Annotated in this window: 15 protein-coding genes and 13 pseudogenes; 17 read left to right on the top strand and 11 right to left on the bottom strand. The window is 59.3% G+C overall.

All coding sequences use genetic code 11. The features are described from left to right. Window positions 1–39 precede the first annotated feature (39 nt). Window positions 40–600 (bottom strand): annotated as a pseudogene (locus A6B35_RS35000) (transposase); the annotation flags it as partial. A gap of 481 nt (window positions 601–1,081) precedes the next feature. On the opposite strand from A6B35_RS35000, the gene A6B35_RS31405 reads away from it, so the two are divergent. From A6B35_RS31405 to A6B35_RS31395, 4 genes and pseudogenes are all read left to right on the top strand, one after another. Then, window positions 1,082–1,738: a class I SAM-dependent DNA methyltransferase gene (locus A6B35_RS31405; protein WP_244426148.1), complete on the top strand. Its 657-nt coding sequence runs from the start codon at window positions 1,082–1,084 to the stop codon at window positions 1,736–1,738. A gap of 67 nt (window positions 1,739–1,805) precedes the next feature. Continuing rightward, window positions 1,806–1,931: pseudogene (locus A6B35_RS34995) on the top strand (peroxiredoxin); the annotation flags it as partial. Window positions 1,932–2,187: 256 nt separating this feature from the next. Then, window positions 2,188–3,219 (top strand): thiamine pyrophosphate-dependent dehydrogenase E1 component subunit alpha, encoded by a 1,032-nt coding sequence (locus A6B35_RS31400; RefSeq protein ID WP_006206954.1) that lies wholly within the window; start codon window positions 2,188–2,190, stop codon window positions 3,217–3,219. After that, window positions 3,200–4,210: an alpha-ketoacid dehydrogenase subunit beta gene (locus A6B35_RS31395; RefSeq protein ID WP_006206955.1), complete on the top strand. Its 1,011-nt coding sequence runs from the start codon at window positions 3,200–3,202 to the stop codon at window positions 4,208–4,210. The genes A6B35_RS31400 and A6B35_RS31395 overlap by 20 nt, the downstream gene beginning before the upstream one ends. 1,095 nt (window positions 4,211–5,305) lie before the next feature. Here the strand turns inward: A6B35_RS31395 and A6B35_RS31390 are convergent. Further along, window positions 5,306–6,330 (bottom strand): annotated as a pseudogene (locus tag A6B35_RS31390) (IS110 family RNA-guided transposase). 192 nt (window positions 6,331–6,522) lie between these two features. On the opposite strand from A6B35_RS31390, the pseudogene A6B35_RS35940 reads away from it, so the two are divergent. After that, window positions 6,523–6,646, top strand: a pseudogene (locus tag A6B35_RS35940) (IS630 family transposase); the annotation flags it as partial. Here A6B35_RS35940 and A6B35_RS35935 read toward each other — a convergent pair. Continuing rightward, window positions 6,630–6,837: pseudogene (locus A6B35_RS35935) on the bottom strand (IS630 family transposase); the annotation flags it as partial. The pseudogenes A6B35_RS35940 and A6B35_RS35935 sit on opposite strands and share 17 nt — an antisense overlap. Here A6B35_RS35935 and A6B35_RS34990 point away from each other — a divergent pair. The 3 genes and pseudogenes from A6B35_RS34990 to A6B35_RS31370 all read left to right on the top strand — a co-directional run. Beyond that, window positions 6,836–7,161 (top strand): annotated as a pseudogene (locus A6B35_RS34990) (transposase); the annotation flags it as partial. The pseudogenes A6B35_RS35935 and A6B35_RS34990 overlap by 2 nt on opposite strands. Window positions 7,162–7,487: 326 nt before the next feature. After that, window positions 7,488–7,980, top strand: a pseudogene (locus A6B35_RS31375) (IS630 family transposase); the annotation flags it as partial. A 584-nt stretch (window positions 7,981–8,564) separates the two neighbouring features. Continuing rightward, a complete protein-coding gene (locus A6B35_RS31370; protein ID WP_006206961.1) occupies window positions 8,565–9,494 on the top strand; it encodes a 2-oxoglutarate and iron-dependent oxygenase domain-containing protein in 930 nt (309 codons plus the stop codon). A gap of 823 nt (window positions 9,495–10,317) precedes the next feature. Here A6B35_RS31370 and A6B35_RS36890 read toward each other — a convergent pair. Next, window positions 10,318–10,851, bottom strand: a complete 534-nt coding sequence (locus A6B35_RS36890) for a hypothetical protein (RefSeq protein ID WP_040584376.1) — start codon at window positions 10,849–10,851, stop codon at window positions 10,318–10,320. A 15-nt stretch (window positions 10,852–10,866) separates the two neighbouring features. Here A6B35_RS36890 and A6B35_RS36885 point away from each other — a divergent pair, with 15 nt between their 5' ends. Then, complete coding sequence (locus A6B35_RS36885; RefSeq protein WP_065518368.1) at window positions 10,867–11,571, top strand: helix-turn-helix domain-containing protein; 705 nt, start codon at window positions 10,867–10,869, stop codon at window positions 11,569–11,571. A gap of 458 nt (window positions 11,572–12,029) precedes the next feature. Here A6B35_RS36885 and A6B35_RS31345 read toward each other — a convergent pair whose 3' ends face one another. The 3 genes from A6B35_RS31345 to A6B35_RS31330 all read right to left on the bottom strand — a co-directional run bounded on the left by A6B35_RS31345 (window position 12,030) and on the right by A6B35_RS31330 (window position 13,804). Beyond that, window positions 12,030–12,914 carry a recombinase family protein gene (locus A6B35_RS31345; protein ID WP_244426149.1) on the bottom strand — a complete coding sequence of 295 codons (885 nt, stop codon included), beginning with the start codon at window positions 12,912–12,914 and terminating at the stop codon, window positions 12,030–12,032. Window positions 12,915–13,098: 184 nt separating this feature from the next. After that, on the bottom strand, window positions 13,099–13,638 hold the full coding sequence (locus A6B35_RS36880; RefSeq protein WP_063825612.1) for a recombinase family protein: 540 nt from the start codon (window positions 13,636–13,638) through the stop codon (window positions 13,099–13,101). Then, window positions 13,631–13,804, bottom strand: a complete 174-nt coding sequence (locus A6B35_RS31330; protein WP_156788639.1) for a hypothetical protein — start codon at window positions 13,802–13,804, stop codon at window positions 13,631–13,633. Before A6B35_RS31330 ends, A6B35_RS36880 begins: the two co-directional genes overlap by 8 nt. Window positions 13,805–14,107: 303 nt before the next feature. On the opposite strand from A6B35_RS31330, the gene A6B35_RS31320 reads away from it, so the two are divergent. Further along, window positions 14,108–14,956, top strand: coding sequence for a recombinase zinc beta ribbon domain-containing protein (locus tag A6B35_RS31320; protein WP_006206965.1), 849 nt, complete (start codon window positions 14,108–14,110; stop codon window positions 14,954–14,956). Window positions 14,957–15,161: 205 nt separating this feature from the next. On the opposite strand, the pseudogene A6B35_RS37635 reads toward A6B35_RS31320, so the two are convergent. Together A6B35_RS37635 and A6B35_RS35920 are read right to left on the bottom strand one after the other, a co-directional pair. Continuing rightward, a pseudogene (locus A6B35_RS37635) lies at window positions 15,162–15,350 on the bottom strand (IS1634 family transposase); the annotation flags it as partial. 665 nt (window positions 15,351–16,015) lie between these two features. Beyond that, a complete protein-coding gene (locus tag A6B35_RS35920; RefSeq protein WP_006206970.1) occupies window positions 16,016–16,156 on the bottom strand; it encodes a hypothetical protein in 141 nt (46 codons plus the stop codon). Window positions 16,157–16,616: 460 nt separating this feature from the next. On the opposite strand from A6B35_RS35920, the gene A6B35_RS31305 reads away from it, so the two are divergent. From A6B35_RS31305 to A6B35_RS34970, 6 genes and pseudogenes are all read left to right on the top strand, one after another. Next, complete coding sequence (locus tag A6B35_RS31305; RefSeq protein WP_006206972.1) at window positions 16,617–17,414, top strand: CmcI family methyltransferase; 798 nt, start codon at window positions 16,617–16,619, stop codon at window positions 17,412–17,414. Between the two features lie 413 nt (window positions 17,415–17,827). After that, a pseudogene (locus A6B35_RS31300) lies at window positions 17,828–18,249 on the top strand (IS1634 family transposase); the annotation flags it as partial. A 222-nt stretch (window positions 18,250–18,471) separates the two neighbouring features. Next, a complete protein-coding gene (locus tag A6B35_RS35915; protein WP_139032278.1) occupies window positions 18,472–18,990 on the top strand; it encodes a hypothetical protein in 519 nt (172 codons plus the stop codon). A gap of 284 nt (window positions 18,991–19,274) precedes the next feature. Beyond that, window positions 19,275–19,487, top strand: a complete 213-nt coding sequence (locus A6B35_RS31290) for a hypothetical protein (protein WP_006206975.1) — start codon at window positions 19,275–19,277, stop codon at window positions 19,485–19,487. A 630-nt stretch (window positions 19,488–20,117) separates the two neighbouring features. After that, window positions 20,118–20,408: a transposase family protein gene (locus A6B35_RS34975; protein WP_081482344.1), complete on the top strand. Its 291-nt coding sequence runs from the start codon at window positions 20,118–20,120 to the stop codon at window positions 20,406–20,408. A 265-nt stretch (window positions 20,409–20,673) separates the two neighbouring features. Beyond that, a pseudogene (locus tag A6B35_RS34970) lies at window positions 20,674–21,040 on the top strand (IS21 family transposase); the annotation flags it as partial. Here the strand turns inward: A6B35_RS34970 and A6B35_RS34965 are convergent. Next, window positions 21,039–21,211 (bottom strand): annotated as a pseudogene (locus tag A6B35_RS34965) (ISAzo13-like element transposase-related protein); the annotation flags it as partial. The pseudogenes A6B35_RS34970 and A6B35_RS34965 sit on opposite strands and share 2 nt — an antisense overlap. 31 nt (window positions 21,212–21,242) lie before the next feature. On the opposite strand from A6B35_RS34965, the pseudogene A6B35_RS36875 reads away from it, so the two are divergent. Continuing rightward, window positions 21,243–21,647 (top strand): annotated as a pseudogene (locus tag A6B35_RS36875) (ISAzo13-like element transposase-related protein); the annotation flags it as partial. A 14-nt stretch (window positions 21,648–21,661) separates the two neighbouring features. Here the strand turns inward: A6B35_RS36875 and A6B35_RS31275 are convergent. Next, a pseudogene (locus A6B35_RS31275) lies at window positions 21,662–22,267 on the bottom strand (MFS transporter); the annotation flags it as partial. Window positions 22,268–22,390 lie beyond the last annotated feature (123 nt).

Raw genomic sequence — 22,390 nt, 5'->3', positions numbered from 1 at the left:
CGTCTCAGCGCGCTCAGGGACCGAACTATTCCTAAGCTATCACGCTGTGGCGCCGGCGGTCCGATCGAAGAACTCACCGGCCTTCAGCATTGCGTGCATCGTAACGGCCAGTTTGCGGGCTACCGCAACAGCAGCTTGTTCGAAGCCGATCCGCTCGCGGAGTTGAGGACCCATGTCCGCAGGGCGTTGTCGGCCGAGCTGCGGGTCAGATGACCGTGGCGGCTTCGTAGAAAAGCCCTCGCAAATGACGATCGCCGCGTCGGGATATGTGGTCGTCATAGTCGACCGCCCGATTGGTAGCGGCGGGTCGTCAGACCAAGCCAGGCGCCAACAGAGCGGGACTTCTTGAAATTGTCGGAATCTTCAATGGCGGTGACGAAAGAGGTCGCGGTGATCGTGCCGACGTCAGGGATCGACATGAGGAGCTGACACGCTTGGTTTTGGCGCGCAGCAGCGACAAGCTGGCGTCCGAGCTCGATGGCACGGATGCGCATGCTGCGCCAGGCTTCCAGCATCGGCAGCATGATAGGGGCGAGCCCGTCCTGGTCGACAAGAAGGCCCCGGACATCCCTTTTCGAATGAGCTTCCCTTGCACAGAGGACAATCTCCTGCCGGGCTTCGCTCCAGGCAATACAACATCGTCACTCGGAAGGCAGTGCTGTTATCGATGTATGACTGTTTATCTTCTCAATATGAACTTAAAGTAACAATTATATATAAGAATTTGTAATATAATGTAACAGAAAATTCTCAAAAACATCTTTTTGTTCCTGAATGCCACTGGTACAGTCGCCCTTGAGAATACCAATTCGTTTTTCCTTTACCCATCTTGGGAAAGGTGATCTGACTGCTGCTGGCCTGCATCGACGCTCTCCATGATAAGCGGTCGACACTCCGTCCAGACGCCTTCGCATGGACAAACAACCATGCTCCGCACAGTGGCAAGGAAGAGTCCGTAGTTTCAGCCGCAGCCACTACGCGCCCATGAATACAGTGTCGCACCCAACTGCCCTTACACGGAGGACCTGTTATGAACCCCCTAGATCAGCCGACAGCACCGGAGCAAGCCGCACGAGAGCGCATGAAGGAATCCCATGCTCTTGATGGCGACGCCGTTCGCTTGGCCCACTTATATCGCGGATGGGCGAGTGCCTTCGATCTGGATCAGGCCCGCGTCGGGTACTGCGGGCCGATGATCGTGGCGGAACTGGCAGGCGCCGTGCAGACGGCCTATTTGGCCGGGCAGCGAAATGCCATTGCAATTCTGGACGCTGGTTGCGGAACAGGGCTCGTCGGCGTGGAACTGGACCGTCTCGGCTTCCGGTTGATTGACGGGTTCGATCTCTCCGAAGAGATGGCCGAAAAGGCCCGGCAAACCGGCGTCTACCGCCATGTCCGAGGCGATGTCGACCTTAACGGGCCGCTCTCCGACTACTCCAGCGCGAGCTATGACCTGACCGTCTGCTGCGGCGTCTTCACGCTCGGGCATGTCCGACCGGATGGGTTGCGCGAGCTGGCTCGCGTCACCCGCCCGAACGGCTTCGTCATTGCAAGCACCCGCAAGAGCTATGCGGAGACCACATCCTTTGAAGACCAGGTGCGGCGTCTGCACGATGAGGGCGTCCTTATACCGACACAGTGTCTAAGGAACGGCAGATACGTCGCCGAGGAGGACGCGCACTATTGGGTCTTCCAGGTGCCCGAGAAGACCAGCGCACCAGAGGAACCGAGGCTGTGACGACGCTACCCCAAATTTTGCTGTCGAAACTGGCAGCCGATGCAACGTATCAAGCTCATCTCGGTGTTCGGGCGAGTTCACGCGCCAGCCCGACATGCTGGTCGCCAAGGACAATCTCGGCTTCGGTATGCGCTTCTGGCGATATGCCGTTTTGATGAACAATGGCGTGGTGGAGAAGTTGGTCGAGGCGGAAAGCTGATCCTATGTCTCTCGTCGAGGCAAAACACCCTTGGAACGCCGAAGGCCGCCGTTAACGCTGAGGCTACATAGCCGCAATTCTCGTCAATCCTATCACTAGCCAATCGCGCGGCCCGCCGGTTTATCAGCAAGCTCTTGCTCCGGATGAATGAGAGAACCAGGAAGTGCATGAATAATTCCGAGTTTAGGACCTGCGCCATGCCATCCCCAGGCGGCATCTTTTACCTTCAAATTGGAGCAACGTTTGGATCATGCAGTTGAACGGTGATCAGAGACTGGAAGCTTATCGGCGGATGCTTCGTATCCGTCGATTCGAAGAAGAGGGTATGCGGCAGTGCGAAGGTGACAAGATCCCTGGTTGGTTCCACTCGAGCGTGGGGCAGGAAGCCGCTATCGTTGGGGCTTGCCTCGCCCTTCGGGACGATGACGCCATAACCGGCACCCATCGTTCGCACGGCCATCCGATCGGGAAGGGTGCGGATCTGAACACGCTCATGGCCGAGCTGATGGGAAAGGCTGGCGGCATTTGCAAGGGGCGCGGCGGTTCAATGCACGTTGCAGACAATTCGGTGGGGATCATTAGTGAATCGGGTATTGTCGGAGGAGGCATTCCTCTTGCCACAGGGTGTGCGTTCAGCGCCAAGGTGCGCGGCGTCGATCAGGTTACCTTTTGCTTCTTCGGCGATGGGGCGGTGAACCAGGGCACCTTCCATGAGAGTCTCAACATGGCGTCGCTGTGGAAGCTTCCGGTCATCTATCATTGCGAGAACAACGGCTATGCAATGACCACCTCGGTGGCGCAAAGCCACGGGCAGCCGGACATCGCGCTGCGGGCAGCGGGCTACGGGATGCTAGGGGTAACGGTTGACGGGCAGAGTGTTGGCGCCGTCTATGAAGCTGCGGCAGAGGCCGTTACGCGAGCACGCGCGGGCGAGGGGCCCACTCTAATAGTGGCCAACACCTATCGGTTCGATGAGCACGATTTCGGAATGGTGATACCGGGGGAGCCTTATCGATCGGTTGAAGAAGTCGAAGCTCACAAACGCAACCGCGATCCCATCTTGCTATACCGCACTGTGCTCCTCGGTGAAGGCATAAATGAAAATAGTCTGAGAGCAATCGAGTATGAAGTCGTCGAAGCCGTGAAGCAGGCTGTACAATTTGGTCTAGACAGCCCCCTGCCTCGACCCGAAACCTTGCCTGATTACATGTTCAACTCGCCCCTTGCAGACCATTACGGTTTCGGGGCTGGGCTCGAGAGGAATGATCGACATGGAAACTGATGCCCAGAAACTCGCCTCGACCTCCGGCGTCCATATTCAGATGACCTATTTTGAAGCCTTGGTGCAGGCGCAGATGGAGGAAATGGAGCGTGATGAGCGCGTCGTCCTGATGGGAGAGGAGCTCTCGGTTCATGGCGGTGCCAAACTTATTGAGCGGTTTGGCAAGAACCGGATTTGGAACACGCCGATTTCAGAAGGCAGTTTCACCGGCCTCGGAATCGGGGCTGCCATCAACGGATTGCGGCCGGTCGTAGACCTCTCGGTTTCCAGCTTCGTCTATCTCGCCTCGGACCAAATCATCAACCAGGCCTCGAAATTGCGGTATATGACGGGAGGTCAGATCGACATTCCGATCGTGTTTCGTTGCTGTATGTACTCGCTGGGGTCCCTAGCGGCGCAGCATGCCGACCGGCCTTATCCGTTCTTTATGAATGTGCCTGGCCTCAAGATCATCAGCCCGACAAGCGCCGCCGACATCAAGGGGCTTATGAAATCGGCCATTCGCGACGGCGATCCGGTAATGGTTTTCGAAGACACCCGCCTGTGGCCGGTGAAGGGCGATGTGACCACAGACCCGGATCATCTAATCCCGATTGGCAAGGCGGATGTGAAGCGCGAAGGAGAAGACGTAACCCTTATCGCTGTTGCCGGTGTCATTCGGCCGACGATGGAAGCCGTCAGCGCGCTCGCCGAGGAAGGGATTTCGGTCGAAGTGATCGATCCACGTACGTTGAAGCCACTCGATCATGAGGCTATCAAAACGTCAGTCGCCAAGACCGGACGGTTAGTGATCGTTGAGAACGCGCACTGCGTCTGCAATGTCGGAAGTGAAATCGCCGCGGTGATGGTGGAGGAGGCGTTCGATCTGTTGAAGCGCCCGATCCTGCGGGTGAGCGCTCCAGATATTCACGTACCCTTCAGTCCTGCCCTCGAGAAGGATTTCTTCCCAACGAAGGACCACATCATCGCCGCCGTACGGCGGCTGCTCTGACATTCTCAAAGTCTCCGACAGAAGGGAAAGCAAAAATGACAATCGACATCATCCTGCCCTTCAGTGGAATCAGGAAGCTACAATTGTTGTTGGATCGACGTCGGAAATGAGATTCATGAGCCACGTTGTCGCCATATTCCATGGTTTTCCGCCGTCGCTGCCGCCAGGTTTGTTGCGCGGCAATAGTTGCACGACTCGGAGCTCCAGAATAAGTTCAGCTTCGTCAGTCAGAATGCACGGTGTTTACGCTTCTCGGCGCAAAACTCTTAGCTTTACCAGCGCTCGGCAATGCAACTATCTCCCCATTTCCGCGCGGCAGTGAACGATCTGCGACTCGTTGATTCCAAGGCGGAAGCGAAGCTGCAGGATTTGGGGTGTTTTCGCGTTGTTTTCCCGCAATTCGTCAAAATCGCAACTCGTGACGATCCGCTATTCGCGCGCGCTGCCTCGGCAAAGGAGATTGTTGTATAGTGATAGGAGTGCCAAGCTCAAGAGCGGAGCGCGCCTTCGATCCCTCAAGAAGGGAACCCATGAATTGGCCGATCGGGTCCAACCGAAATTGAAACGGCCTGCCGAGCATCCGATAGAAGCGCGCTAGGACGGACTGCACTCGGGCTATCCATTTTACGAACGTCAACTGATATCGAGATCTATTTAAACCAGAAGTATTTCTGCCGCCAGAGCAATTATAACATGAACGAAACTGACCGAGCAAGACGGTCCGCTGCCAACGAGCCGGTCGATAGCGTTGAAGAGCCAGCTTTCGTCAAGTTCGAGTGGCTCACACAGTAATGCGGCATCTAGAGCAAATCCATCGATCGATGAATCGATTGTGATGTGACACCGGCCTGCTGGACTGATTCAACGTCCAGCAGCTTGGGCGTCAAGCATCTATCGCGTTGATAAGGCGCTGCCGGGTGCATGGTTGTCTTCGCGGTCGACATCGGCCGCCGCATGATGGAGCTTCGCGGGACGAGCCTTCAATGTGGACGACGCACTTTGCTGAGACAGCGGTGCAACCCCATCAGCGGAATGGCTCGGCTCACGTCCCGGCAGGGACACCTCGGGCGCTCAGATTCTGAACGCTATCTGGATTTACGCCGTGGCTCCTGCACTCGGATTGAAGAGCTCGCCAGTCTTGAGCATCGTATGCATGATCACCGCCATTTGCGCGCCACGGCCACGGCGGCTCGTTTGAAGCCGATCCTCTCCCGGAGCTTTAGACCCCATGTACGGAGGCTGCTTTCGGTCGAACAGCGTGTCAGGATGACCGCGGCGGCTTCGTAGAGAAGCCCTCGCAGATGTCGATCCCCGCGCCGGGATATATGGCCGTCATAATCGACTTCTCCCGATTGGTATCGGCGGGTTGTCAGGCCGATCCAAGCAGCGACAGAGCGGGACTTCTTGAAGTTGTTTGGATCCTCAATGGCGGTGACGAAAGAGGTCGCGGTGATCACGCCGATGCCGGGGATCGACATGAGGGTGCGGCAGGCTTGGCTTTGACGAGCATCCGTAACCAGTTGGCGCCCGAGCTCGGCGGCGCGAATGCGAATGCCGCGCCAGGCCTCCAACATTGGTATCACGATCGGAGCAAGCTCGCTCTGATCGATAAGAAGGCTCCGGACATTCTTTTCGAATGTAGTTCCCTTACCTGCTGGGACGAGCAGGCCGAACGTTTTCATGATCCCGCGGATCTGGTTGGAAAGCTCGACGGTGATCCGGACCAATCGGGTGCGTGCTGCCACGAGCGTGCGGGTCAACATACTATCGAAGCCTTTCACGCGCACCTCGCGAAAGAACCCCGCTTCAGCAAGATGTGCCAAACCATCGGCGTCATTCGCATCGGTCTTGTTCGCTGCCATATCGAGAGCGGCTTTGGCATGGCGTGCATCGATGCAGATGGCTGGCAATCCTTCGGCGCGCAGCGCATGATAGAACCACACCGACAGCGGGCCGGTTTCGAACACGACACGCTTTGCGGCCGGCGCCCGCTTGCGGACAAGCTCGGCAATGATGTTGGGATCAGATGCGCACTTTCCGCGCCAGATCCGTTCGCCTCCACGGCGGATCGACACTGCCGTCTCTTTCATCGACACGTCGAGACCGATATATTCTGTCATGGCTGTTCTCCGTTGATGCTGGGCCCGGCATCCAGTCGTGAGCCCGTTTTCCATCTTATCGGGGAACAGCCACCCTCCAACGCTATGATCGGCTCCAGGGCACGTCGCTCCCGCGATTACCCCATGTGGATGATGGCAAAAGCACTGAGCGAGGATCTTCGGTGGTGAGTTTTGAAGGCTTCCGATGAGGGTATGTCTGCCCGGCAGGCGGGGGCCCGGTTCGGGGTCGGAATATCGAGTGCGATCCGTTGGGTCGCGCGAGCCAAGCTCGGCGAGCGGACGCCTCGGCCACAGGGTTGGCGGCGAGGTTCAAGCCTCGATACGTCCGGGCGGTCCTGCTCCAGTGCATGTGCGGACTTTTTTGAACGTCCAGCCGCGTTTGCCAAGCCAGGCGCTCAAGGCACTGCGGCTGATGCGTACCGACGGCTCGACTGCCAGCCGCTCGACCATTTCGTCCAGCGTGATGTCCTTGCGCGCCTCGATCAGCTCGACGATGAAGGCTTCATGCGTCCTGAAGCGCCGTCGTGCCTGGTTCGACGGACAGCTCGATCTCGATCCGGCGAAGCTCGTGTTCATCGACGAGACCGGCCTGTCGACCAAGATGGCTCGGCTGCGGGGCCGTGCGCCACGCGGCGAGCTGTGCCTCATGGCCACTGGAAGACCACTACCTTCACCGGGGCGCTGCGCCTTACCGGCATGGCCGCGCCGTTCGTCTATGATGGCGCCATGAACGGCGCCGTCTTCCTCGCCTATGTCGAATAGGTCCTCGTCCCGACCCTGAAGCAGGGCGATATCGTCATCATGGATAACTTGCCGGCGCACAAGGCGGCAACCCTTCTTCAAAGGAAGTCCTGGCTGCGTCCGGTCGAGCGCCTGGATCTGGCTCACATGGGGATTTGCGGGTCAAGATGTTCGGATCAGGATTCGATGGTAAATCTCCGCTCGTTGTTCCGTATCCAAGGTCTGAGCCCGTTTGCATGACCCGGCCCGTTTCCGATGACGGCATTCCACAGGGCGTTGACCGTACGCTGTGCTTTGGCGCGTAGAAGCGTGCCATGGCGCTTGTAATCATGGGCCATCGTGCCACTGCGGCCGCCGCTTCAAACTCACATCCGGTCGCTGCTGCTCCTATCGGCCGCACCAATATCCCGCTTGCGACCATGACACTCTTCGCTGCCCTGAATGTACTCGACGGCTCCGTCACTGGCCGCAACATGCGGCGTCACCGTCACCAGGAGTTCATCCGCTTTCTCAACGTGATTGAGGTGCAACTGTCGAAGGATAAGGCAGTCCACGTCATTCTCGACAACTATGCGACGCACAAACAGCCGAAGGTCCGGGCCTGGCTGGCGCGGCACCCACGCTGGACATTCCACTTCGTTCCGACATCGTGTTCCTGGTTGAACGCCGTCGAGGGCTTCTTCGCAAAGCTCACACGGCGACGGCTGAAAAAATGGTGTCTTTCATTCCGTCGTTGACCTGCAGGCAGCCATCAACCGCTTTATCAAGGAACACAACGAAGAGCCAAAGTCGTTCATGTGGAAAGCAGACCCTGACAACATAATCGCAGACGTCAGGCGTTGGCACCAAGTGTTGAAATCAATGAACCAGCCATCCTTCCTAAATCATAACAATAACACACTCTTGTAACAAATATTAAAGAGATGCAAAAAGCTGTATCAAAAATTTAGTATTAGTATTGATACTGATTGTTGTAATCGGTGAAGGTTATGGTAGATATTGGGGTGTTACGTGTCGGCAATAGAGGATTATACCTGAGAAAGCCATAAATTGTCTTGCAAAGTTATGCTCAGTGCGTACTCCAAAAATAGTAGGAACGGCCGTAACTGGAGATGGCCAGAAATGTCCGACAAATCCACGCTTACCGCCATGTCCGAGGCAATGCCGATCGTGATCAACCGCCCTCCAAATACACCCGGTACACCCGGGCCAATCACAATAAGGTCCGCGGAGGTGTCTTACGTCGGGCATGTCTACGCCCGGATTGGCTGCTCGAACTGGCTTGCGTCAAGCGCCCGAGCGGAATTTATCAAGCTTAGCATTAAGAGCTATGGGGAGGCCACATCCTTGATGGTGACGAGATGCGCCGTCTCCAAAATGCGACCGTGCCTTTGCCAGCACACTGCCTAGACGACGACTGACACATCGCGATCAAGAATATGGACTGTAGTTTCAAGAGCCCCATGGGGCAAAGCACCAAAGGAGAAGCGACTATGACCACACTACCGCAAATATCACTGGCGAAACTGGCATCCGATTCAATACGACTTGAAGAGCAGCAGCGTTTACGCATGGCCTGCGAGGAGTACGGATTCTTCTACCTTGAGCACGGGATCCCGAAAGAACAGATCGCAGAAGCGATCGACGCTTCCCGGCGTTTCTTCGCGTTGCCGCAGGCTACGAAGGAACGCTACGGTCACGCCTCTCAAGACGTGTACCCCGTTACCGCTCGTGGATACATTCCGTTACATGGTGAAATGCTACATCCTGAGGCCGGCCCCGATCCAAAGGAAATGTTCGACCTCGGAATCGAGAAAGAGGGAGACCGGCGTCCATTTGCCGGAATCACGCGCCTTCCGGATGACACCGTGGCTCCTGGTTTCGCTCGAAGCCTACTTGCATTGCAAGCTACAGTGCTCAAGAAGGTTGTGCCGCTGCTCGGGGGCGCGCTGGCCGACCTACTCGATATGGAAAAGGGCTGGTTCCAACGCCATTTCAACCCACCGACGGTACTGCAACGCGTGATCCGGTATCCATCTACTGGCGGCGCGGCCGCTAAGCATACGGACAATGGCTTCTTCACGCTGCTCCTGCAGGAGGAACTCCCTACGCGCCCTTTGCAGGTGTGGTTCCGCGAGTGCTGGACGCCGGTACCGAGTCTACCCGACAGTCTGGTGGTTAATCTGGGCGACATGCTTCAGGCCTTGAGCGACGACCGGTTCAAGAGTACGCCGCACCAAGTCGCGCATGATGGTCCGGCCGAACGAATTTCCCTTCCCTTCTTTATCTATCCCGACATCGATGCTCGCCTGACTTCGCGGCAAGGCAAGCATACCTTCAGCGTCGCAGAAATGATGCTGCGCAACTTCGAATCAGTCTGGGAAAAAGGGAATGGCGCCGGACGCGCGCGAGAGTTGCAGTAGGTGTTCGGCTTTCTGAGGCGTGAGCAAACTACGGCGACCACTCGGCATTTGGTGCTCTGGAAGAACTCTCCCAGAAGGAATTCGTCGCGCGTATAGCGCGGCGGCTGCAACGCCTCGGAGAGTCACGCTGATACCGGTGGACTGCTTGAACACACGAGATTCGCGCGGCGCTTTACCCGAGTGCAGCGCCACGGCCTCCATTGTGCCGCTGCGCTAAGGCGATGATTTCGGGCGTGGAAAGCCGAGCATTAGCCCGGGGTGGAACGAGACGATCAGCACCAGGGGATTTCTCTGGGCTACACCGCCCGCAAGAGTATTCGCGGACCCTGCGGTTAATGTTAGCGAAACCGCGAGAACCTCGGCTTTGTCTCTGGAATCTACTCAGTGACTGGAAAGCCGACTTCCAAATATAAGTGACATCGACACCAACGTACGCATACGACGAAGCTTTCAATTACCCACATCGTCGATCTTGGCCGATAGTGATGCCGACAGCGATGTCGTGGAGGCGGCTCAATCCACGCCACACGACCATGTTGCCAGGCGGATCGTGGTTTCGGGCTAGATAGCCCCCGAGCATGGCGATCTGCAGTAGGTAGTCGCCGAGGGTTCGCCGCTGCTCTTGAGCGAGCCGCATCAATGCGGTCGAGTGTAGTGATCTCGGCCATCGTGAGGACGCTTTGCGGTGGCGCATCGCGCTTTGCGCGGGCTGACATGGTCAGGAAGAGGATGCGCCAGCCGACGACTATGGCAAGGGCGAGAAACTTCACCAGCCTCTCCGCGGTCTGCAATCTGGTTTCTTCCGCGCGACAGCCCGACTTCATCACCTTGTGGAACACTCCGCCTTCCAGCGCAACGCGTACCAGTCGAGCTTCTCGACCGCCGCGGCGATATCATCGACGGGCAGGTTGGTCAGTAGCTTCCAGTCAATCGGCGAGCCCCCGGCTGGCGGATCGAGTTCGAGTGCATGGATATAGGTGAGAACCCGCGGGCGGTAATGCTTCTTCTTGCCGATGGGCGACAAGGTTGTGATGACGGCGAACTTGACATGCAGGCAGGCGGCCTCATCGGCATCGCCGCCGATGGCAACGCGATGGCAACCCGATTTCACCGCCGTCAGACCGAGGGGCGTACCAGCGAGCGTGACAGCCAGACTGGAGTGCATGTGCATGCCGGACAAGGTCACCACGTTGGGCTGCCCCGCCTTGTAGCGCCCGCCGTTCATCGTCCCGGTGAAGCCGATCCGGTCCGGCCGCGCACGGCTATAGATGAACTCGGTCGTGTCCTGCAGGACCAGGATAGGCCCTTCGCTCGCCGCACGGCGCGTCGCGGTCGCGGCGAAGTGCCCGGCGAGCATGCCGTACTCGGTGACGTGCGGATTGTCGAAGACAACGGTACGCGGCCTTGGTCGCGGCCCCCGGAGATCCTGGCGCACATCGAGCGCCGGCAGCGCGAGCGGCCCGACTGGGGCACCCGCGAGCTGCTGGCGGAGCTAGAGCACGGCTTCGGCCTGACCGTCCATAGGCGCAGCCTCGAGCGGGTGCTGCGCGGTAAAAAAATTGCAGCTGTGATGGGAGTGCCATGCGTGCCGCGCGACATCACCGATTACGAGGAGCTGCGCAGCGCGGCGCTCCTGATCGGTCGAAGGCCAGGCTCCGGATGGCTGCCGTTCGGGCTCGCGGCGTGGCGCACGGCGGCGCCCGCAACGCCGCCGCAGCGCCGAGCGAGCGAGCCGTCATGGCCAGCCGCCGAGGCGCCCCGCCACGGCTCGCTGCCGGCCGCCTTCGCGGCGATCGTCCTGCGTCTGACCAGGAGGCCGTTGATGCGTGATCCGCGCGTTGCATCCCACCATCTGAGCCGCTTGCTTACCTCTACAACAGGCAATCGACGCCGCGCCAGGTCAGCGAGAACGGCGAGAGCGCGCGACGGATTCCAGGCGATGGTCGCCGCCGTTGGCCTGGGCAAGGTCGGTATCGTGCTGGGGCTCGAGGTCTCGCGCCTGGCGCGCAACTCCGTCTACGACCCGGCGGGATTCAATGATAGGCTTCTGCTCGGTCTCAAGAGGACGGTGATATGATGCAGTACCTCGTGATCTCATCGAAAAGACATGGTTTCTTGGCGCGCATTGGCTGATACTGGGCGACCTTTCGCGATCGCCTGGCGGAATTGCCGGCTGGGCGAGATCATCCTCGCGGATGACATAGGGGGCACTGGCGCATACCTGCCTTGCCGGCAGCAGTCCATCCCGGATCAGGCGAATAACGGTCATGTTGCTGACGCCGAGGCGGCTTGCTGCTTCGCGTAGGACAAGCTCATGGCGCTCTCCACGTTCGCCCTCCCGGTAAACCGGGATTTGATGCGCGCCGCGGAAATTGCGCACGCGCAGCTGGGTCCAGGTCTGCCCTCTGGCCGAGCGTATTCCCAGCCGATTGAGAATAGGGGCGATGCTATGGTCCGGCAAAAGGCGGGCGAGCTCGCCCACCAGTTGCTCGGTCGCCGCATCGGTCTTGTAGCGGTTTTGACCGGTCCGGTTCTTCAGCATTCAAGTTGCGAGTGATCCCCACCACCCTGCCAATGCAGCACCAGATGCAGCCGACCGCTCTCGGCCGTCACGACGATCTCCTTCAGCACAGTGCGCAAGATCCGCTTTCGCGTTTCGACGGAAGCGGCGGGATGGTTCCACAGCGCAGGCAGGTCATCGGCGAGCGCCATGAGTGTCATGCGTTCGTCATCGCCAACGGCGCACGGCTGCTCGCGGCGCAAGCTCCGGACCTGATCCTTGAGCCGGGCGACCGCCGCCAGACAGTCATTCCATCGCCGTTCGCGCTCGCTGGCGACCAGGCGGTTATCGGGATCAACGGCGTCGTATTGCCGGCGAGCATGCGCCGCCTCATAGCGGGCCTGGTCCAGGGCGAGCTCGCTTTGCCGCAGCCGTTCGCTGCCGGCCTGCTTGCTATCGGAAATCAATTGCAACGCCGCCTCGAGTGCCAGCGGCGCAACTGCCCGCAGCACTTCCGCCGACACTGCGGCATCGATGCGCATGTTGCTAAAGACGGAACACCGTTTCTCGGTCGACGGGTCGACATGGGTAGCGCAGACATAGCGCGCATCGCGGCGTGAATGGTGCAGCACCTTGAGCTTGCAGCCGCAGCGCAGCAAGCCGACGAGAAGTCCACTGCCATTGCGCACCGCGCCCGCGACCATCGTTCCCTTCATGTTCGCATTGTTGGCAATCATCGTTTGGTTGCGATCATACTCGGTCCAGGAGATATAGCCATCATGGTGATCGCGGATCACAACCGCCCAGTCCTCACGCCGGCGCGCGACACCGTGGGTGACGACTTTGCGGCCGTCTTCGACGCGCGTGCGCGTGGCGGTGCGGCCAAAGACATAGGCACCAGCATAGACCGGATTGGTCAGCAGCCGATGGACGGCGTGGTAGCGCGGTACCCCTCACCGCACCGTCCACCCTGAGGACCATGGACAGCGGTCGGCAGGTCGATCCCCTCCTGGCCAGCCACAGGACGAGCTGGCGCACGCCGCCGATCTCACGAAATTTGTGGAACACCAGCGACAGCGCTTCGCGGATGCGCCGGTCGGGGTCTTATTCCAGACGATCGTTAGCGCCCCGCCGGTAGCCGATCGCCACCGTCGTGTGCAGTTCGCCGCGCGCCGCTTTCAGGCGCAACGCCTCTTGCGAGCGCTGCCGCAGCGTCGACAGCTCAAGTTCGCTGAAAGTGCCTTTCATGCCGAGCAGCAAGCGATCGTTGACGAGCCGGGAATCGTAGATCCCGTCCTCATCGATGATCAGGCTGCCGACCAGGGCACAAAACTCCAAGAGTGTATGCCAGTCGCGCCCGTTGCGGGCCAGGCGCGAGGCCTCGAGGGCAAAGACCGCGCCCGCGCCGCCGCTGCCGATCGCCGCCAGAAGGCGTTCGAAACCCGGTCGCGCCGTCCCGCCGCCGGAGCGGCCGAGATCATCGTCAATGACGACCACATTCTCCCAGCCGAGGGCACGGGCGTGCGTCTTCAGGGCGTACTGGCGTCGTCGGCTCTCGGAGTTGTTGGCAAGTTGGTCCGGGGTGGACTGACGAATATAGACATAGGCGCTGCGCGCCAGGTGATCGGCAGTGATTCTAGTCATCGTCCGTCTCCTCCAGTATTCTGACCGGGGCGCGGCGATCGCTCAGGAGAGCTTTGAGCAGGCTCACGATCTCCGCGCGCCTCACTGGATTGAATAGTCGGGGCACGCCATCGTCGGCCGCCAACATGAGAAGATCGAGTTGCCGCTTTTGGGCATGCTGTTGCATCGTCGTCTCCATCGTTGCGAATCGCTTCAAGCGATGGCGACAAGGATACGCCCTGCGCGTCGACGAGCTGGCGCAGCTCTCGCAGGCAGGCGAACGGGCGGCGTCGCCGCGTTGGTCTCGGTCATCCATGCAGGCAGCAGGAGCCGGCCGCCGCCTGGCAGCTCGACAACGAAGTGGCGTCGCCGGCGTAAAGAAGATGACGCACGACCGTGAGGCGCTCGCCGGCATGCGGGTGATGCGGATATTGGACAACGACTTCAAGCGGCTGTTGCTGGGCAGTATGTCGCGGGTTCGAAGGGAACGATGAGCGAGGCCGAGCTGCATCTGCTGCGCAGCCGCCTACGCGGCGGGATTCTCAACAAGGCGCGACGCGGCGAACTGACGCAGCGCTCGCCGGTCGGACTGGTGCCTGATGGGCGCTGTTGCGCGCGATCCGGACGCCGGGATCCAGACCAGCATCGCCGCGGTGTTCGGAGCCTTCACCACAACCGGCAGCGTTGCCGGCACACTGCGTCGGCGGACGCCTCGGGGATACGCTATCCACAGCGCGCCTGGGGCGGAGAAAACGCCGGAACGGTCCTCTGGTGCGATTACACGACCAGCCGGGTCCGCAACGTGCTGACCAACCCGGCCTATGCCAGCGCTTACGTCTATGGCCGTCGCCGCTGCCGGATGGCGCCGAATGGCCAGATCGACCGTCGCACCCTGGCGCCGCAGGATTGGATCGTTGTGATCCCCGATCGCTCGCGGGCTATCAGTCATGGGTTGAATTCCAGGCCATCCGGGACCAGCCGCACAGCAACGCGCAAAGCTTCGACCGACCCAGCCCGTTCGGCCCGCCGCGCGAGGGCCCGGCCCATGCAGAGCCGGGTCATGTGCAGCCAGTGCGGTAGCCCGATGTATGTCCGCTACGGCAGCCGCCAGGGCCACCGTCCGCGCCCCCGCTATGTCTGCGTGGATAAGGCCGCCGCCCGCCGCGCCGCCTGCCGGAGCGTGCCGACCGTCGACGTCGATGCCGCGGTCGCCCGATTGCTGCTCGAGCTGATGACGCCGATGGCGGTGGAGATGACCCTGGCGATCCAGAACGAATTGGGCCGAATTGCCGAAAGCGAGCATCATCCATCAGCTGCGCATCACCCGCGCCCGCTATGACAGCGACCTCGCCCGCCGCCGCTTCGTGCTGGTCGACCCGGCGAGCCGGTGGTCGCGGCCGGCCTCGAGGCGGAGTGGAATGCACGGCTGACGGAATTGGCCGCGGCAGAGGACGAACTGGCGCGGTTCCGCGCCGGCAACCAGGAGCAACTGAGCGCTGAGATGCGGCGTCGGATCGAAGCACTCACCCGTGACCTGCCGCGGCATAGCGAGCCTCTTGGGCCAGCTTGGCGAGATCGATCTCGAAGGCGTCCCTCGCGACAGACTTCAAATAGCGTCGATGGGCCTTGTTGCCGATCAGCGCCTTGTCGCCTTTCTTCAGCTGCTTTTGCGGTCCTTCCACAATCGCCTGGTGATCGGCCTTGTCCTTTTCGGCCTCGGCATCCTTCAGCGAGGTCTTTGCCTCGTTCAGCCTCAGCCCTAGTTTTGTCATCCACCGAACGTGTCCGCGACAGCGCCTCGTCCGCATGTCCGCGGATGAGGATGACGAAGTCATCGGCATAGGAGATGACATGCGCACGGAACGCCTCGCCGCGTTCGGTCAGCCGCCAATGTTTCAGGAAACCGGGTTCATGTAGATGACCGAGAGCAGCGGGTTTGCGATGCCACCTTGCGGCGTGCCGCGCGTGCTGCTCTTGCCACCTCACGTGCCGTTTCCCTTCACCGCCCCGCTCTTCTATAGGCGCTCTCAGCCACAGCTTGATCAGTCACAGCACGTGCCGGTCGACATGCGCCGGGCCACCGATTGAGGTCCGAATGCGGAATGGTGTCGCAGTATCTCGACAAATCGGCGTCTACCACGTCCGTGTAGCCCCAGCAGACAAGCCGGTGTACTACCTTGATTGCGTGTCCCACTGCCTCTGGGCTGATAGGGCACCATCGTCGAAGTCTGCCTCGAATATAGGTTCCAGCACCAGATTGGCGGCGGTCTGAACCACCCCGGGCCCGAATGGTCGGGATGCCGAGCGGACGTTCGCCGCCCCCGGCCTCGGGATCATCACCGTTATACCGGCAGCGCCGGTAGGTCTTCGAGACAAGTTCGTCGCGCAGACCTTCCAGTCACCTCTCCGCGCCTTCCGCCTCGTTCCAGGCTCGGCGAACCCGCATTGGCGCCAGCGCATAGGCATTGCGCAGCATGTCCTCACGGCAGATCTTGTCGTAGAGGATGCAGAACGGCTGCATTGAGGCCGCTACCCTCATGCCGAGCGGGTCTCCCCGTTACCCGATCACCCTTCCGAGGTGCCGTGCCCATTACCCCTGCGGATCGAACGCGGTGCGCATGTCGATTGCTTCCCCGTTCACGCAGCCTTCCCCGAAATTCAGATGGGTCGGCATCCACATTATCACTTTCGAGAGCTGCTCAGACTTCACTCACGTTATGGCCCATCGGATTGCCCAACCGCCCAAGGCGAGGGGTCGACCCGGCCAGTTACCCGACCGAGCCGCTCGTGGAACCTTCCTCCATTGGCGATACGCGCCATCGGGGCGCAATGCATAAGACGGGCCAAAGATGACGCTGATGTCCCGGACCCGACAAGCGCGCGGACATTCCAGCGGGGATGCAGGCAGCTTCGCGCTCGTTAAGCGCGCTCAACCTCATTCCGCGGGTGGCACGCCGATTGCATTGATAGGGAGGCAGATGCAACATGGAGATAGACCTATGAAACTCGCTTCCGGGTACAAGGCTTTTTGGGATGCCGCGCACGAGAACTACCCCGATCAGATGAAGCCCGACGGACTTCTTGATCAGTCGTGGCGACAGTTCATTCCTGACTGGGTGGGAATGTTTGACACCATTAGCAACGTAATGACTGCAGACGACTCTGGCCGCTTTGCAAAGCCATCCGATCGAACATGGATGTCATCTATCTTCCCATGGAGTGCTGACAAGCGCACAAAAGTTGGAGCCCTAGCTAGAACTTATAAAGGTCTTATACTTCTCAAGACTCCTTTTGACCTAGCTCTGTATCCACGGCTAATTTGGGAACTTCAGCCGAGGACAATTATAGAGCTCGGCTCATATCAAGGAGGAAGCGGACTGTGGTTTGCCGACAATATGTTGGTGCTGTGTGAGAATACAGGTGAAGTCCACTCATTTGACTTGTATACAAAATGTGTCCATAATGACGCAAAAAAGCACCCGTTGCTTAAGTTTCATCAAATTGATCTTTGCGATTCCGCCAATTTCGACGAAGATTTACTGAAGAGACTCCCTCACCCTTGGCTTGTTATCGATGATGCTCATGTTAGAATATTTCATACATTTTCTTACTTGAACAAATTTATGAAAAAAGGCGACTACTATGTAATTGAAGACGAACCTTTTCAAGTAACTCAGGATATAATCGATGGATTTCAGATGATAGAGGAATCCGGTTTCTTGATAGATACTTATTACACCGATGCGTTCGGGATTAATGTCACTTGTGCTCCAAATGCATGGCTTCGAAAGTCGTAGCCTTGACTCTGATATCGAGCTTTGTTGGGCTGCGCAACGCAGGCCGCGCCAGTTCGGCCGGGAGTTGCAAGCCCGTCGACGGTGCGATCCACGGGGATAGGCGTTGGTGCACGGATCGTTTTTAAGGATTTTGCCGATAGGCGGGTGAGATTGCGGATTGATCGGGAGAGGGGAACGCCCCGCGGCGCCGCCCTTCCCACACCACCGGGCATACGGGTCCGTACCACGGCGGTCCAACAGGCCCTGCGCAACCATTACCCCGACTTGAACAGTTGGAGGTGAACGGATGGCGAACCCTGTCAGTTAAGCTATTGAATTCACTTGTTTTGAATTTCCGGTGCGAAATTGTGTGGTAACAACATTTGTGCTGTTAGCCGCATATTGTATGGATTTTATTTGCTAACAACGCTGGCATGTTTGTCGTTGAGAGAGTCGCGCGAGGCCATCGCTATCTCTACCTCGTGGAAAGTGTCCGCGACGGCAAGACCGTTCGCCAGCGCACGATAAAGGCGCTGGGCCGCAAGGATGCGCTGGTTGCCAGCGGCGAACTTGACAGATTGGCGGCCTCGATTGCGCGCCATGGCGAACGCAGCCTCATCCTGTCCGACATTGACGCGGGGCGAATTGCCTCTCGCCGCATTGGCGGTCCGCTGTTGTTCGGGCGGCTGTGGGAGCGGCTCGGGATCGGCGAGGTGCTGGAAGAGGTGCTGGAGGGCGCCAGTTCGGCTTTGCGGTGGAATGGGCGGTGTTCGTTGGCACGCTGCATCGGCTGTTCGTCTCGGGCTCGGACCGCGACTGCGTGAACTGGATGGCCGATTATGGTATCGAGGGCGCGAGACCGGTAATTTCTCTGGGGTCGAATACCGGTTGTTAGGCTCGACCGGTCCATCAGCATCGTTTTGATCGGAGACAAAGCAATGGCGGTGGAATGGACGGTTACTATCGAGGGCCGGAACGAATTTGGCGACACATGTCGGAAGGAGGTCCGCATAGACAAGAGCTGGGAGAGGCTGTTCGACGGCGACATCGGCTTGTCGATCGGCGATACAAGAAGATCATGGCTGCGCTGCAGAACGCGGTCGTGAATCATGAGGCGGAGACCTATGCTTTTCTTCGCCGGATTTGCCCGGATTGCCATACGTCCCGACCGGTCAAGGACTACACGACACGTCGGATCCGAACCGTCTTTGGCACTGTAGAGGTTCGCAATCCCCGATGGATGCTGTGCCGGGAATGCCATCCAGGGATGGTCGGTGCCTTCGCGCCGCTGAAGGAAATTTGTCCTGATCGAGCGACACCGGAACTGATGGAACTGACGGCGCGGCTAGGAAGCATACTGCCTTACCGGCAGGCGGCGAAGGTGCTGGCCGATTTCCTGCCCACTGATCCGACTGAGACGCATGCGACCGTGCGAAAGCGGACCATCAAAGTCGGCGAGCGGCTCGATGACCAGGTCATGCAGGAAACTTGGCGCGCGAGGTCCCAAATGGATGCCCGATGGCAGCTAGAGATGCAGCTTCCCGGAGACCGGCGCAAAAAGTTCGTCATCAGCATTGATACGGCGCACGTTTCGTAGCGCTGATCAACATTCGGCGCGAAATTTCGAGCTTGGCGTGGCCAGATGTGGGCGCGGGGGACGGGGCGAAGCGGGCGGTCGCTATTTCGTCACCGGCAGCACCGACCAGCAGGCAATCCGCGATCGTGCTCTTCACTCTCTCCAGGAAGTCGGATATCGCGGCTTTGGGGATGTGACGGTGATCTCGGACGGGGCCGAAATCCTAAAGCGGCTGCCCTGCGTCATGCCGAAAACCAACGACCCACATCATCGACTGGTTTCATATTGCCATGAGGATCCAGCCCATGCAGCACATCGCCGATCACATCGTACGATCCCGATCGGGCCCCTTTGAAGCGATTCCAATCATCGACAGAGACATCAGAGCCGTGAAGTGGCGTCTGTGGCATGGACGGGTCGGCCCCGCGATCCGCGACCTGGAGCAACTTACATCGGGCCCAGGCAACGAACGGAGGATTGCCATAAAGCAGTATATCGGTCTCGACGGTGCGCCGTGATGGCGCGGCAGGTGAACATGGAATAACCACCTCTCAAGCTGCTGATTTTCGACCGGCGGCTGCAATGCCGCCCTCCCACAGGAGCAGCGGGCGGAAGGGTGCCGAAAAGCTCGACCGGGCGTCGCCGGTTGGGTGTCATCAGCAGATCGGTCTGAACTGTAGCGGGTGCGGATCATCGACCGCAGGCCGGGCTACCACAATGTCTATGGCGAGATACGAAGTGAGCGTCGGAAGCCTCGGATTCAACCGGTAACGGCTCCAAATTGTGCGATGTCATGGTATAGTGCGACGGATGAAACGCCCCAAAGTGCGGTCGCGTGACAGGGCGGCCTATCAGCCCAGTAGTCGCGGGCCGACGAGACGGCTCTGGCGCGAGGGATGGGCCGAGCAAACATGCTCGCCTAGACCCCCCTCTGCCGCTTCCGTCTCGCATGGATTTGGATATGCCTGACTTTACCATGTCTTGTGGAGAGCCGGGTGCGCAACGAAAGACCGCATGCCGGTTCGGTGTGATTTTTCATGGAATAGGGATCCTGCTTGAGGGGTCGTTTTCATCCAAACGGGGGGCAGACTCAATCTCGCTGCATGTGAAGGCTGAAGTCGCGATTTTTCCGAACGGGAATCAGCGCGATGGAACGGAGATCTGGGTCGTCGAAACTGACGCCGGCGGGCTTCGTCGTCGAGCATGCGGAGATCGACACGGATTGCGTATTTCTTGACGTGCGCGCTACGGCGCTTTCGGCAACATGCCCGTGCTGCGGGGCCAGTTCACTCCGGACCCAGAGCCGATATCTGCGGCAAGCCGCCGATTTGCCGATCGCCGGTCGGCGGGTTTTCCTGCGGGTGACGGTTCGCCGTTTCTGGTGCGACGCCGTTCTTTGCCGCCGCCGCATTTTTTGCCGAGCAGTTTGGGGACGATAATCTGGCTCCGCTATCGCGAAGGACCGGACGTCTTGAGACGATCGTTCGTCACTTGGTGCGGGTTTCGGAAAAGTCCGGACAGGCTTTCCGGTAATGTCCAGGACAGGGTTTTCAGTAATTCCCGGACAGCGATTCCGCTAAATCCCGGACAGTTTCCGGCGGCGGTGTGACGATAGGTTCGCGGCTGCGCCGTCTTTGCGGGTAGGCCTCTCACGACAACGTTGAGAGGGGTCGATGCCGACGGAAGCAAGCAAGACGAACGACAGTGAGGGATATCCGGACGATCCTGCGCCTGACCCATGGACTGGGTCTTTCGGTGCGCGAGATTGCCGAGCGGCTTACGATCGGCAAGAGCTCGGTATCGACTTATTTGCTGGGGGCCCGGGAAGCCGGGCTTTCCTGGCCCCAGCCAAGCGGGTGTGATGACGATGCAAAGCTGGAGCGGCTTCTATTCGGCCGCGCCGGTCCACCACAGGATCTGAGTGAACCGGACTGCCCCTGGTTGCCCGGGAGCTGAAGCGGAAGGCGTGACGCTGACGCTTCTATGGCAGGAATACCGCGCCAGCCATCCCGACTGCTATGGATTCACCTGGTTCTGTGAGCGGTTTGCCGCCTTCCGGCAGCGGACAAATGCGGGAAACGCTCGCGGCCCATCTGCGTCCACCAGTTGCGGATGGCGTTGATCGCGAAGGCGCCGTGTCGAGATCGATGCCGACGCTCACCCAGCCGGTATTGTCGGCGATGTCGTAGACGCCGTAAGGCACCGCGCGTCCCAACTCCGGGATGGTGAAGTCGTGCACCCTGTCAAACGCCATCCGGAACTGCCCCCTTTGCGCCACGCGGCTTGTGATCACCGCCGACGGTGGCGGCTCCATTCGCGCGTGCGGTTGTGGAAACTGGAACTCCAGAGGCTCGCCGACGAACTGCGCATGCCGATCAACGTCTGCCATCTACCGCCCGGCACCAGCAAGTGGAACAGAATCGAGCATCGCCTGTTCTCGTTCATCACCGCCAACTGGCGTGGCAAGCCGCTGGTCAGTCACTAGGCCATCATCGAACTGATCGGTGCCACGACCATTGACGCGGGATTGAAGGTGCGCAGTCAACTCGATACCAACATCTATCCGGCTGGCGTCAAAATCTCGGAAGCCGAACTCCAAGCCGTCAATCTCAAGCGCCAATGATTTTCACGGCAAATCGAACTACACCATCGAACCGTACCTTCCCGTTTCGACGTAATTATTCCCGGACGACGCCCTTAGAGGCGCCAGATCTTGCAGGGCGGCCAAGGCGAAAGCGGCCAGCGGCCCAAAGAAGGCCAGGATTACGCCACCCAGAGCCGGACCAACACTGCGCACAATGGCGTATCCGACAGCCATAAGCGTCACCGTAGCCGGAATGTCGCGCTTATCGACGATATCGCCAACGGAAGCGTGCCAGGCCGGATCATTCAAGGCAAAACGCAGCCGGCCAGGAACCCAATCCGAGAATTAGCCAGGGACTGACAAATCCAAGACCCACAGAAATCATCAGCGTCGTTGATGCCAATGCTATCAAGCAATGCCCCGCAAACATCACCCGTCGGCGGCTGAAATTGTCGCCGATGGCTCCGGCAAGGATTGAGAGGAAGAACACCGGTAATGTGGATGCGACCTGCACAAGTGCAACCATCAGATCGGACCTTGAAATGGTGACCATGAGCCAACTGATGGCAACTGTTTGCACGAGCCATCCAAGCTCGATTCCTGTGTGCATATCCAGATCGAACGAAACACCGGGTTCCAAAGCGGGGCAAACGTCGTTGGAACGGATGGATGAGGGGACTTCGTGCTGCATACGTTTTTTACCTTCCCCGAAATTCACGGCTGGGCAATGGGTCAGTACTTCCAAGCATGCTAACCACCCGCGCTTCCGCATGCTGTAAGTTCACCCTTGGGGCCGACATCGGTTTAGGATGACGCGCTCAATCCCGAGTTCTTAGC

This window comes from Mesorhizobium amorphae CCNWGS0123 (assembly GCF_001686985.1).
GTDB classification, from domain to species: domain Bacteria; phylum Pseudomonadota; class Alphaproteobacteria; order Rhizobiales; family Rhizobiaceae; genus Mesorhizobium; species Mesorhizobium amorphae.
Note: the sequence above shows the minus strand (reverse complement) of the source record. Positions and strands in the feature narration are given on the sequence as shown.

What these genes read in the sequence shown, in the direction of transcription:
- A6B35_RS31405 (WP_244426148.1), top strand. Translation starts at nt 1,082, where the DNA reads ATGAAGGAATCCCATGCTCTTGATGGCGACGCCGTTCGCTTGGCCCAC.
- A6B35_RS31400 (WP_006206954.1), top strand. Translation starts at nt 2,188, where the DNA reads ATGCAGTTGAACGGTGATCAGAGACTGGAAGCTTATCGGCGGATGCTT.
- A6B35_RS31395 (WP_006206955.1), top strand. Translation starts at nt 3,200, where the DNA reads ATGATCGACATGGAAACTGATGCCCAGAAACTCGCCTCGACCTCCGGC.
- A6B35_RS31370 (WP_006206961.1), top strand. Translation starts at nt 8,565, where the DNA reads ATGACCACACTACCGCAAATATCACTGGCGAAACTGGCATCCGATTCA.
- A6B35_RS36890 (WP_040584376.1), bottom strand. Translation starts at nt 10,851, where the DNA reads ATGCTCGCCGGGCACTTCGCCGCGACCGCGACGCGCCGTGCGGCGAGC.
- A6B35_RS36880 (WP_063825612.1), bottom strand. Translation starts at nt 13,638, where the DNA reads ATGACTAGAATCACTGCCGATCACCTGGCGCGCAGCGCCTATGTCTAT.
- A6B35_RS31330 (WP_156788639.1), bottom strand. Translation starts at nt 13,804, where the DNA reads ATGCAACAGCATGCCCAAAAGCGGCAACTCGATCTTCTCATGTTGGCG.
- A6B35_RS31320 (WP_006206965.1), top strand. Translation starts at nt 14,108, where the DNA reads ATGAGCGAGGCCGAGCTGCATCTGCTGCGCAGCCGCCTACGCGGCGGG.
- A6B35_RS35920 (WP_006206970.1), bottom strand. Translation starts at nt 16,156, where the DNA reads ATGAGGGTAGCGGCCTCAATGCAGCCGTTCTGCATCCTCTACGACAAG.
- A6B35_RS31305 (WP_006206972.1), top strand. Translation starts at nt 16,617, where the DNA reads ATGAAACTCGCTTCCGGGTACAAGGCTTTTTGGGATGCCGCGCACGAG.
- A6B35_RS35915 (WP_139032278.1), top strand. Translation starts at nt 18,472, where the DNA reads ATGGCTGCGCTGCAGAACGCGGTCGTGAATCATGAGGCGGAGACCTAT.
- A6B35_RS31290 (WP_006206975.1), top strand. Translation starts at nt 19,275, where the DNA reads ATGCAGCACATCGCCGATCACATCGTACGATCCCGATCGGGCCCCTTT.
- A6B35_RS34975 (WP_081482344.1), top strand. Translation starts at nt 20,118, where the DNA reads ATGGAACGGAGATCTGGGTCGTCGAAACTGACGCCGGCGGGCTTCGTC.